The following is a 10,377-nucleotide window of genomic DNA, read 5'->3' as shown; positions in this document are numbered from 1 at the left end:
ACGTGCTGTTCCGTAACACCACCTGGACCCAGAGCCGGGATACGGAGATCGGCGGCGACTTCGGACCCACCACGTTCTACGACGGCCAGCAGATCATGGGTAAGGCCGACTTCGGATTCACCGATGCTTCGACCCTGGTGGACGTGGACGGCGCCAGGCTCTGCACCAACGCCGGTACCACCACCGAGAAGAACATCACCGAGGGCGCCCGCGTGGTCGGCGCCGAGATCGAGCTGGTGACCGTGGAGAACTTCCCGGAGGCCATGGACCTCTTCCGGGCGGGTTCCTGCGACCTGGTGACCACCGACGGATCGGCCCTGTTCGGCCATCGCTACGCCGCCATCCAGAACGGTGAGATCGCCGAGGGAGACTGGATCATCTTCCCGACCACCCCGATCTCCAAGGAGCCGCTCGGCCCCATGTACCGGCAGAACGACAGCCAGTGGGCTGACGTGGTGAACTGGTTGGTGTACATCCTGATCATCGCCGACGAGAAGGGAGTCACCTCCGCGAACATCGACGAGATGGTGGCCAACCCGCCCGACCCGGAAGCGGGTCGCTTCCTCGGCGTGGGCGATGACGAGCTGCAGACCAAGATGGGCCTTGCGGCTGACGCATACGCCCAGGCCATCCGGCAGGTCGGCAACTACGACGAGATCTACGCCAACAACCTGCACCCGCTCGGGTTCGCCCGAGCCGGGTCCGCCAACGCCCGCTGGACGGAGGGCGGTCTGGTCTACGCACCACCGGCCCGGTAGAACCAAGTAGATCCGAATCAAGGAGGGGGCACCTAACCGGTGCCCCCTCCTCGTGTAGTGGTCTGCCTGCGAAACAACCAGGCGTGTTCTGGCGGTCAACGGCGTCCCGTCGCTGCCGACGCCATACCACCACCGCCACTCCACAGACAGACCACCTAGTTGGTATCGTCTAGGAGGCCGGCTAAATAACGGAAGGTCAATTGGTCACGCCCGCTGAGCGATCCTCGCAGACACGCGTACCCATATGGCGCAACGTGGTGGTCATCAAGTGGGCCACCCAAATCGGCATCCTCGTCGGCCTCCTCTGGCTGGGCTATGTGGTCATAACCCAGGCCACCAGCAATCTTCGGGCTACCGGCATCCCTTTCTCGTGGGACTTCCTCGGTGAACCACTGGGCGTCAAGCTCGGTGAGGGGTTCAACACTGATCCCGAGTCGGGCCTGGAGGCGCTGGCGGTGGGAATGGTCAACATGTTGAGGGTTACCTGGAGCGGTGTCATCGCCGCCACCATCCTCGGCACCGTGATCGGGATCTCGAGGCTGTCGTCCAACTGGATCGTCTCGAGGATCGCCAACGCCTACATCGAGTTCTTCCGCAACATCCCGCTGCTCGTCCAGATCCTGTTCTGGCAGGCGCTGATCGTCGGGCTCCTGCCGGATCTGACCCCCGAGATGGAGGGGTCCCGGTGGCTGTTCGCCAGCCCCAAGGGCATTGCCATGCCCTGGCTCACCCCCCTGGCCGGCCGCTGGCAGTACACCCTGCTGCTGATCCTCGGCGTGGTGGCGGCACGCTGGGTGTACCGGCGCCGGATCGCGCTCCAGGAGCGAGAGGGGCACGATACCCACGCCTTCGCATGGTCGATCGGCACTTTCGCCGTCTTCCTGGTGGGAGGCTGGTTCGCCCATCCCGTCGCCGGAGCGTTGGGATGGCTGTTCACCGCCCTCGCCTGGATGGCCGGGGTAGTACCGGTGATCGGTCTCCAGCTGGTACTGGCCGCCCTCGTTGTCCTGTTGGCGGCCCGCTACATCGTGCGGTATCTGAGGCGGCTCCGGTCGCCCGCCGGGATGGCCAAACTCTCGGATGACGACTACTTCCGCCTGGCGGTGGCGGCCGTGGTGGGAATCGGGGTGATGCTGTTCTTCGTATCCGGGGCCGGGCAGGCAACCCTCTCCAGTGTTCTGGGACGGACGCTCTGGTACCAGATGAACTGGGGGCTCGAGCCGCTCTTCGACTTCCTGGCGTCACGATTCGACTTCTCCGGCGGCGCCCCCCTGCGTTTCACCCTTCCCGAGGTGGTGGTGCCCACCAGATTCCCCCAGTACTCCCACGAGGTCGGCAAGGCCCTCACACCGGGCTTCATGGCCGTCTGGATGGGAGTCACGCTCTACACCGCCGCCTTCATCGCCGAGATCGTGCGGGCCGGGATCATGGCCGTGCCGCGCGGTCAGGGTGAGGCCGCCGCGGCGGTCGGTCTGCGCCGGGGCCAGGTGCTGCGCCTGGTCGTGCTGCCCCAAGCCTTCCGGATCATCCTTCCCCCGCTCGGTTCCCAGTATCTGAACCTGGCCAAGAACACCTCCTTGGGTATCGCCGTGGCCTACGCCGACATCGTCCAGGTCGGCCAGACGATCTTCAACCAGGAAGGCCAGGCATTGGCGGTTTTCATCTTCTGGATGGGCTTCTACTCGCTCGTGAGCCTGATCCTGTCGGGCATCGTGAACTACTACAACCGCAAGATGGCCCTGGTGGAGCGCTGACATGACTGACCCCGCATCCGCCGCCGTTGCCGCCGACATGACCGAGCGGGCTCCCGAGCCCCCGCCCACCGGGCCGTGGCGCTGGATGCGCGAGAACCTCTTCTCGGGCCACACCTGGGGACAGATCGCCTTCAACTCGTTCCTCACCCTGGCATTCGCCCTGGTGCTCCTCAACATCCTGCGGTTCATCACCTCATACCTCTTCGCTCCGGAACGCAAGTGGGCGGCGGTCACCCACAATGCGAAGCTGCTGATGGTCCAGGCCTTCCCGCAGGACGACCTGATCCGGATCTGGACGTCCCTGGGCATATTCATAGTGCTGGTGGTCTGGTCCATGGCGTCCTGGAAGGTAGGAGGACGGCTCGAGCTCACCACCTTCGCGGGAGGCTTGAGGAGCGGCGCTGTCCTGGTGGCGGTGACGGCGATCATGCACCATGCGGCCGAGGCGCGCACCTTTGGTATTCCCGGCCTGCAGTTCGACTCGCCCGCCAACTGGAGCAGCGTACGTGCCTGGATACTCGTGGCCGCGGTCCTGGTGGCCGTCCTGGCCCACTTCGGCGTCCGGTGGAGCCGCGCCGCCGATCCGTCACCGACGATCCCGCTGCTGAGCGTGCCGGTGATGGTCATGGCGGCGGTGGCCGCCGTCCTATGGACCGTGGAGCTCCCGGTTCCGTTGGGCCAGTTCGACCAGACCACCGCACCGATAGCCGCCACCACCGCCGGCCCGTGGACGACTCTGTTCGTGCTGGCGGTGGCCGTCTACCCCCTCGGGATCCTGATCGAACGCATCTGGCCCCGCGCCTTCCGGCGGTTCCTCATCTCGGCCTGGGTCCTGTCCTATCCGGTGATCATCTTCATCATCCAGCGCAACCCGGTCCTCGACTGGACCGACATGATCTTGCTGCTGGGCATAGTGCTGGGCGCCGGCGCGCTCCGGGTGCTGGTCGCTCTGCCCAGAGGACCGACCGGCGCCGCGGTGGTGGCGGCTATCGGGCTGGTGATAGCCGCCCTGCCACTCACATCCGGCGAGGAGCCGCTCTGGGTCGCGGCGGGGTTGGTGCTGATCGGGTTGGCGACACTGATCGCCGCCCTGACGATCAAGGAGCCGGTGGTGACGGTCAGGGCGGCGGCTGCCGGCCTTGTCCTGGCTTGCCTGTTGATCTGGCTCGTCCCGATGCCGTTCCTCTACCGGGTCCTGGTCACTGCCTTCACCCTGTTCCTGCTCGTAACGCCCACCGTCGGAGGAACGCAGCGGGGGAGGACCTACCTGGTCCGGGTCTGGGTGGCGGCCACGGTGCTGACGGTGGTGGCGTTCCGGCTGGGTACCACGTTCGTCGACGACTCTGGCCTGACCGCCTTCCTGCGCTCGGATGTCGTCTCCATCCTCCTGGCGGTCGTACTGGGTGGCGGCGCGCTCTGGGTCCTGGGCCTCCCCCCGAGAGGGCATGCCTCCACCGCGGTGGTGGCGGCCATCGGGCTGGTGACAGCAGCCCTGCCATTCGCCTCCGGGGAGGAGCCGCTCTGGCTCACCGTGGGGTTGGTGATAGTCGGCCTGGCAATACTGACCGCCGCCTTCACGATCAAAGAGCCGGTGGAGAAGGTTCGCGCATCGGCTGCAGGCCTTGCGGTGGTGTGCCTGTCGATCTGGTTCATCCCGATGCCGTTCCTCTACCGCACACTGATAGTCGCCTTCACCCTGTTCCTGCTGGTGACGCCCACCTTCGGAGGAACCCAGCGGGGAAGGACCAACCTGGTCCGAGCCTGGACAGTCGTTGCGGTGCTGACAGTGGTGGGGTTCCGGCTGGGCGCTGCCAGCACATCCCTCGAGTTCCAGGGAACCACCTTCCTGGGCGGTTTCAACCTGGCCATCCTGCTGGCCGTCAGCGGCATCGCACTGTCCCTTCCCGTCGGCCTGATCCTCGCCCTGGCGCGAACCTCCTCGATGTCCATCTTCCGGCTGCTGGCCACCGGGTACATCGAACTGGTCCGAAGCGTGCCGATGATCACCTGGCTGTTCTTCGGCTCGGCCATGCTGACCGCCTTCCTTCCGGCCGGAGTGGAGTTCGACGAGATCGTCCGGATAGTCGCGGCCATCACCATCTTCAACTCGGCCTACGTGGCCGAGAACATCAGGGGCGGACTGCAGGCCATCGACCGGGGCCAGTACGAGGCGGCCAGGGCTGCGGGCCTGAGCATCGTCCAGTCCACCTCGCTGGTGATCCTGCCCCAGGCGGTGCGGACGGTGATCCCGGCGCTGGTCGGGTCGATCATCGTCGCCTTCAAGGACACCTCGCTGGTGGCCATAATCGGGCTGGCCGACATCCTGCTGATCGCTCGCAGCTTCATACCCCAGCAGAGCGACCCCAACTTCCAGGGCACCCTGCCCCAGATGATGTTCTTCATGGCGTTGTTCTACTGGATAGTTACCTTCACGATCTCGAAGCTGAGCATGCGCTACGAGCGCAGCCTCGGTCTTGGAGAACGCTGATGCCGAATCACTGAGGAGGATGTGATGACCACCAACGGATCCCAGGCGATCATCTGCGAAGACGTAAAGAAGTGGTTCGGTGACTTCCAGGCTCTGAGCGGGGTGTCAACCTCGATCGGCTGGGGCGAGGTGGTGGTGGTGATCGGACCCTCCGGCTCCGGCAAGTCCACCTTCATCCGTTGCATAAACCGCCTCGAGGCCCATCAGGCGGGGCGGATCGTGGTCGACGGGATGGAGTTGACCAACGATCTCCGCAACATCGACGCCATCCGCCGCGAGGTGGGCATGGTGTTCCAGCAGTTCAACCTGTTCCCCCATCTCACGGTCCTGCAGAACATCACCCTGGCGCCGATCTGGGCTCGCAACCGGACTAGGTCGGCTTCCGAGGCCGCCGCCATGAAGCTCCTCGAGCGGGTCGGCATACCCGAGCAGGCGCACAAGTACCCGGGCCAGCTCTCCGGCGGGCAGCAGCAACGGGTCGCCATAGCGCGTGCCCTGGCCATGAACCCGAAGATCATGCTCTTCGACGAGCCCACCTCGGCGCTCGACCCCGAGATGATCAAGGAAGTCCTCGATGTGATGAAGGAGCTGGCCGAGTCGGGCATGACGATGATCGTGGTCACCCACGAGATGGGCTTCGCCCGCGAAGTCGCCGACCGGGTGCTCTTCTTCGACTACGGGATGGTTGTGGAAGAAGGAACTCCGGAGCACTTCTTCCACAACCCCCAGCACGACCGAACCAAACTGTTCCTCAGCCAGATCCTCTAGCTGGTTCCTAGTTTGTAGTCGCTAGTTGTAGTTGTCGCTGAGGGGTTCGTAGCCAGCAGCTACTAACCGGGCAAGCAGCAACTAATTCGTTCCGCGGCCGCCGGTCGCGGCGCCCTCCTTGAACATCTCACCGATCGCCGCCACCGCGCCCAATAGGCCCGACGTGTCGAGGGGCAGGAAGATCTTGGTGGCCTGGCCGTCGGCGATGCCCTGCAGAGCCTCCAGGTATTTGATAGCGATCAGGTCATCGGTCGGATCGCCGTTGTGGATCGCCAGGAAGACCCTCTCGATGGCCTGTCCCTCACCCTCGGCCACCGTCAGCTTCTGGTACTTGTCCGCGTCGGCTACCCGCATGATGGCCTCCGCCTCACCTTCGGCCCGCAGGATGGCGGACTCCTTCACACCCTCCGCCTTGAGGATGGCCGACCGCTTCTCGCCCTCGGCTTCCGTCACGACCGCCCGGCGGGACCGCTCCGCCTTCATCTGGCGATGCATGGCGTCGGTCACGTCCGGTGGAGGCTCGATTCGCTGTATCTCTACCCGCACCACCCGGGTTCCCCACTTGTCGGTGGCGTCGTCGAGTATCTGGCGCAGCTTGCCGTTGATTAGCTCGCGAGACACCAACGCCGCATCGAGTTGGAGATCGCCGACCACGTTACGCAGGTTGGTCTGCGCCAGCTTGGTGACGGCCAGGATGAAGTTGCCAACGGCATACTTGAGCTTCACCGGATCGGTCGCCTCGAAGTAGATCACGGCGTCCACCGTGACTACCACGTTGTCCTTGGTGATGACCTCTTGCGGCGGCACATCCACCACCTGCTCCCGCATGTCGACCTTCAGGATTCTCTGCACGAACGGGATGACGAACCGGAGCCCGGGGGACACGGTCCTCTTGTACTTGCCGAGGAACTCGATCAGACCCTGCTCGTACGGCCGCACGATACGGAACCCGCTCGCTGCGATCAGCAAGACTGCCAGGGCAATGATGCCTAGGAGCAATACGCCCGCTACCTCCATCGGATTTCCTTTCTCTGTTGGTCTCTACGACTGGCGGTCTGTCTGCGAAACAACCAGGCCATTCCATAGACAGATCACTATTGAATTTCTCTGACTACCAGGCGGGTGCCGCGCAGGGCCACCACCTCCACCTTCCTACCCTCTGCAATCGGCTTGCCATCGGTGGAGGCCCGCCACTCCTCCGCCTCCACCCGGACCATCCCGGTGTTGGCGGCGGTGTCGACTCTCTCCAGCACCCGGGCTTCCATCCCGACGTAGCGACCGGGCCCCACCACCAGCCCCCCGTCCTCATCCTGGGCTCTCATGAAGCGACGCACGTACAGGAAGGAGATCCCGGTACCGACGAAGAAGAGCAACCACTGGACGAGGTCGCTCAGTCCTGTCCAGGCAGCAATCGCGGCGAGCCCGGCGCCGATCGCGAACGGGAGCAGGAAGAACCCGGCCGTGACTATCTCCCCGAGACCCATGAGCAGGGCCAGGCCGGTCCACACCCATCTCCAGACTTCGTTGTCCATCATCGTCTCCAGTCTCCACGTAAGGACGGGCGGGCACCGTCGCCACACCATTCCCCCGAAACCCTTGCTCCGGTGAGTCCTGCCGTCAAGTCCCTAACGCATACCCCGCTGAGGATACTGACGCCCGCTCCTTATACTGGCGCGCCATGTACGGACCCCTGAACGGTGTACGGTCGGCGCTGGTGACGCTGGCGGTGATCGCTGCCCTGTTCGCCGCGGTTCTCGGCCACTGGTTGGTCACCCTGGTCCTGCTCATCGGCGTGGCCCTTCATGGCCTCGGCTGGCTCTACCTGGCCCAGCAAGCCAAGACCGACAATAGTTCCTAGTTTGTAGTCTCTAGTCTAGTTACTGACTACAACTAGCAACTAGCAACTAGCAACTAGCAACTAGTAGTAACGGGGAAAGCGCGAGAAGTCCTTGGGACGCTTCTCCACGAAGGCATCCCGCCCCTCCTGGGCCTCTTCGGTCATGTAGCCGAGGCGGGTGGCCTCGCCGGCGAAGACCTGCTGGCCCACCAGACCATCATCGATCAGGTTGAAGGCGAACTTGAGCATCCGCTGCGACATGGGGCTCTTGGCGTTGATGATCCCGGCCCATTCCAGAGCGGTCTCCTCCAGGTCCGCATGAGGCACCACCTTGTTGACCATCCCCATACGAAATGCCTCCTCGGCCGAGTAGTCGGCGCCCAGGAAAAAGATCTCTCTAGCCCGCTTCTGGCCGACCATTCGGGCCAGGTAGGCCGACCCGAATCCGGCGTCGAACGAGGCCACGTCCGAGTCGGTCTGCTTGAAGACGGCGTGCTCCTCCGAGGCCAGGGTCAGGTCGCACACCACGTGGAGGCTATGACCACCCCCTACCGCCCAACCCGGCACCACCGCGATGACCACCTTGGGCATGAACCGGATCAGGCGCTGGACCTCGAGGATGTGGAGCCTTCCGAGACGGGCGGGGTCGATGTCCGCGGCGCCTTCACCCTCGGCGTACATGTAGCCGGCTCTACCGCGGATGCGCTGGTCCCCGCCCGAGGAGAAAGCCCAACCCCCATCCTTGGGAGACGGGCCGTTCCCGGTGAGCAGGACGGTCCCCACGTCGCTCCATTGGCGGGCATGATCGAGGGCGACATAGAGCTCGTCCACCGTCTGCGGCCGGAAGGCATTGCGCACTTCGGGCCGATCGAAGGCCACCCGTACCGTTCCCTGATCGACCGCCCGGTGGTAGGTGATGTCGTCGAAGGAGAAGCCCTCTACCGGGCGCCAGGATTGCGGATCGAACAGCTCGGAGACCATCAGCAGCGAGGTATCTCGCCCGGGGCGCCGGCCCGGCAGGCGATCCCGACCCCGTACGCCGCCACCGCGGCCTCCCGGTCATCCCGATTCTGGTACTGGGGGGTGTCGTGACGAGGGGTGCGATGATCCTCCGGTCGCAGCGCTGCTTCCTTCCATGGCGCGGGCCACGCGTAGCCCAAGTCCACGATTCCCGGCCGGTCCATGGTCTCGAACAGCGCCAGGGCGTCACGCATGATCGACCGCTGCTCCACCTGCCGGTCAGGCGGCCCGCAGGTGTGACCCAGCGGGAAGTCGGTGAAAGCCGCCCGAGGCGGGTTGGCCGATGCCGTGATGGAGCGGGCGCTGGTCATCGACAGGGTGGGCACGCCCTTGCTCTCGATCGCCCTGCTGACCAGCCCAACTGACTGGTGGCACACCGGTCAGACAGGTACCAGCAGCACCGCGTCCAACTCCAATTCGAGGACACGGTCCACTAGTACCGGGATCAAGTCGGAGGCCAGCCGGCGCTGCGAGTAGATGCCGCCCATGAAGGTGAGCGCCAGCGGCGCCAACTCTCCCACCGTGCCCTCGGCGACCAGTGACCGAAGGGTGTCGATCGGGAAGACCACGTTGGGATCCCGCCGGGCGGCGGCCGGATCGAAGGCGAAGTGAGTCACCCGGAGTTCGGCGCTGTCCACGTCGGTGGGGATCTCCCGGTGGGTCACGTCGTCTCGATGCGTGAAGGCCACCTGCCCGTGGCGGTAGATACCACCCGAGGCGATCAACCCCAACCGGGCTTCCGAAAGCGGTTTGCCGAGCGTGGCCCACGAAGGCGGATCCTCGTTGAGAGCCCAGCGGTAGGGCTGGTAACCCAGCTGGGCGTAGGTCTCCCTGGTTACCGCGATGTAGTCGATCGGTCGGCGGTAAGGCTCGGTCATGCGCCGATTGTAGGACGTTGCCCGGCCATCCAACGCAGCCTTCCAGGTCGGCGATCAGCCGGACGAACATGCAGGCTCGCCGGCTTGGTTAGGGTTTGGACCCTGTGTGGAAGGTTCCGGAACCGAGTTCGGTGCACGGTGTCCGTCTGGAGGACGGCACCCGAATCACTCTGCGCCGCCACGGAAACGCTTCGGGTCCGCGGCTCGTACTGAGTCACGGTAACGGACTGGCCATTGATCTATATTTACCATTCTGGTCGTTACTCGCCGAAGATTGTGACATAATACTCTACGATTTAAGGAACCATGGATGGAACGAAACGGGATCTTTGAGAGCCCACACCATACCTACGTTTATTAAGGATCACGACAATATTCTAGAGGCCATTGATGAAACCTATGGACAGAAACCGAAGATAGGTGTCTTCCACTCCTTGTCCGGCCTGGTAAGTCTCCTGTCCCCTACAAGGGGAAGCGGCTTCGCGGCACGGATCCTGCTGGATCCACCTCTTTGCACCCCGGGTAGGAGCTACGAGGAGTTCGACATAGCCGCTACCCGTACGGCGGCCATCGCACGCCGTCGTAGCGACCGGTTCCGATCGTACGATGAGTTCGTGGGGCTTCTCGGCTTCTCACCCGTCTTCCGGCAGGTTGTGCCCGGAGTTCTCGATCTGATGGCAAGGACCACTCTCCGTGAAGACGGCGCCGACGACACGTACAGGCTTAGATGCCCCCGGGAATTCGAGGCACAGATAATCGACTACGCCAGCTCGTACTCGGTGCTGGTGGACTTCAACGATCTCGAGTGCCCGACCAAGGTCTTAGCCTGAATCCACCGGTAGGGTCTGGTGGGTTGGTGGGTGGATAGACGTGG

11 protein-coding genes are annotated in these 10,377 nt (G+C 64.3%); 6 read left to right on the top strand and 5 right to left on the bottom strand.

What is annotated here, in order from left to right:
• The 4 genes from OXK16_01510 to OXK16_01495 all read left to right on the top strand — a co-directional run.
• Positions 1–758, top strand: a 758-nt coding sequence (locus OXK16_01510; GenBank protein ID MDE0374624.1) for a transporter substrate-binding domain-containing protein, incomplete at its 5' end; no start/stop codon positions are given.
• Positions 759–958: 200 nt separating this feature from the next.
• A complete protein-coding gene (locus tag OXK16_01505) occupies positions 959–2,512 on the top strand; it encodes an ABC transporter permease subunit (GenBank protein ID MDE0374623.1) in 1,554 nt (517 codons plus the stop codon).
• Position 2,513: 1 nt separating this feature from the next.
• The gene (locus tag OXK16_01500) at positions 2,514–5,000 is read left to right on the top strand and encodes an amino acid ABC transporter permease (protein MDE0374622.1); all 2,487 of its coding nucleotides are present in this window, start codon (positions 2,514–2,516) and stop codon (positions 4,998–5,000) included.
• Positions 5,001–5,024: 24 nt separating this feature from the next.
• Positions 5,025–5,768, top strand: a complete 744-nt coding sequence (locus OXK16_01495; protein MDE0374621.1) for an amino acid ABC transporter ATP-binding protein — start codon at positions 5,025–5,027, stop codon at positions 5,766–5,768.
• An 81-nt stretch (positions 5,769–5,849) separates the two neighbouring features.
• On the opposite strand, the gene OXK16_01490 is transcribed toward OXK16_01495, so the two are convergent.
• Positions 5,850–6,785, bottom strand: a complete 936-nt coding sequence (locus OXK16_01490; GenBank protein ID MDE0374620.1) for an SPFH/Band 7/PHB domain protein — start codon at positions 6,783–6,785, stop codon at positions 5,850–5,852.
• Positions 6,786–6,862: 77 nt separating this feature from the next.
• Positions 6,863–7,303 (bottom strand): NfeD family protein, encoded by a 441-nt coding sequence (locus OXK16_01485; protein MDE0374619.1) that lies wholly within the window; start codon positions 7,301–7,303, stop codon positions 6,863–6,865.
• A gap of 143 nt (positions 7,304–7,446) precedes the next feature.
• Between OXK16_01485 and OXK16_01480 the strand changes: the two genes are divergently transcribed.
• Entirely contained in the window at positions 7,447–7,626 is a 180-nt protein-coding gene (locus OXK16_01480; GenBank protein MDE0374618.1) for a hypothetical protein, read from the top strand.
• Between the two features lie 60 nt (positions 7,627–7,686).
• Here OXK16_01480 and OXK16_01475 read toward each other — a convergent pair whose 3' ends face one another.
• From OXK16_01475 to OXK16_01465, 3 genes are read right to left on the bottom strand one after another with little or no spacing between them, the layout of a single operon-like run.
• Positions 7,687–8,586, bottom strand: a complete 900-nt coding sequence (locus tag OXK16_01475; GenBank protein MDE0374617.1) for a 1,4-dihydroxy-2-naphthoyl-CoA synthase — start codon at positions 8,584–8,586, stop codon at positions 7,687–7,689.
• Complete coding sequence (locus tag OXK16_01470) at positions 8,586–8,951, bottom strand: hypothetical protein (protein ID MDE0374616.1); 366 nt, start codon at positions 8,949–8,951, stop codon at positions 8,586–8,588. The genes OXK16_01475 and OXK16_01470 overlap by 1 nt, the downstream gene beginning before the upstream one ends.
• A 54-nt stretch (positions 8,952–9,005) precedes the next feature.
• Entirely contained in the window at positions 9,006–9,503 is a 498-nt protein-coding gene (locus OXK16_01465; GenBank protein ID MDE0374615.1) for a glycine/sarcosine/betaine reductase selenoprotein B family protein, read from the bottom strand.
• A gap of 131 nt (positions 9,504–9,634) precedes the next feature.
• Here OXK16_01465 and OXK16_01460 point away from each other — a divergent pair, with 131 nt between their 5' ends.
• A complete protein-coding gene (locus OXK16_01460) occupies positions 9,635–10,333 on the top strand; it encodes an alpha/beta fold hydrolase (protein MDE0374614.1) in 699 nt (232 codons plus the stop codon).
• Positions 10,334–10,377: the final 44 nt, after the last annotated feature.

Source organism: bacterium (assembly GCA_028821235.1).
Taxonomy (GTDB): Bacteria; Actinomycetota; Acidimicrobiia; order Spongiisociales; family Spongiisociaceae; genus Spongiisocius.
Note: the sequence above shows the minus strand (reverse complement) of the source record. Positions and strands in the feature narration are given on the sequence as shown.